The 294-nt window shown below is 36.4% G+C and carries 1 pseudogene; it reads right to left on the bottom strand.

What is annotated here, in order from left to right:
• Window positions 1-294, bottom strand: a pseudogene (locus EII37_RS10980) (hypothetical protein); the annotation flags it as partial.

Raw genomic sequence — 294 nt, 5'->3', positions numbered from 1 at the left:
GTTTAGTTGGAATAACTGGTTTAATCGTTACAACTGGTTTAGTTGGAATAACTGGTTTAATCGTTACAACTGGTTTAGTTGGAATAACTGGGTTAATCGTTACAACTGGTTTAGTTGGAATAACTGGCTTAATCGTTACAACTGGTTTAGTTGGAATAACTGGGTTAACCGATGCAACTGCTTTAGTTGGAATAACTGGCTTGATCGTTACAACTGGTTTAGCTGGAATAACTGGTTTAATCGTTACAACTGGTTTAGTTGGATTAGCTGGTTTAATCGTTACAACTGGTTTAG

It is taken from the genome of Streptococcus sp. OH4692_COT-348 (genome assembly GCF_003859975.1).
In the GTDB taxonomy this organism is placed as follows: domain Bacteria; phylum Bacillota; class Bacilli; order Lactobacillales; family Streptococcaceae; genus Streptococcus.
Note: the sequence above shows the minus strand (reverse complement) of the source record. Positions and strands in the feature narration are given on the sequence as shown.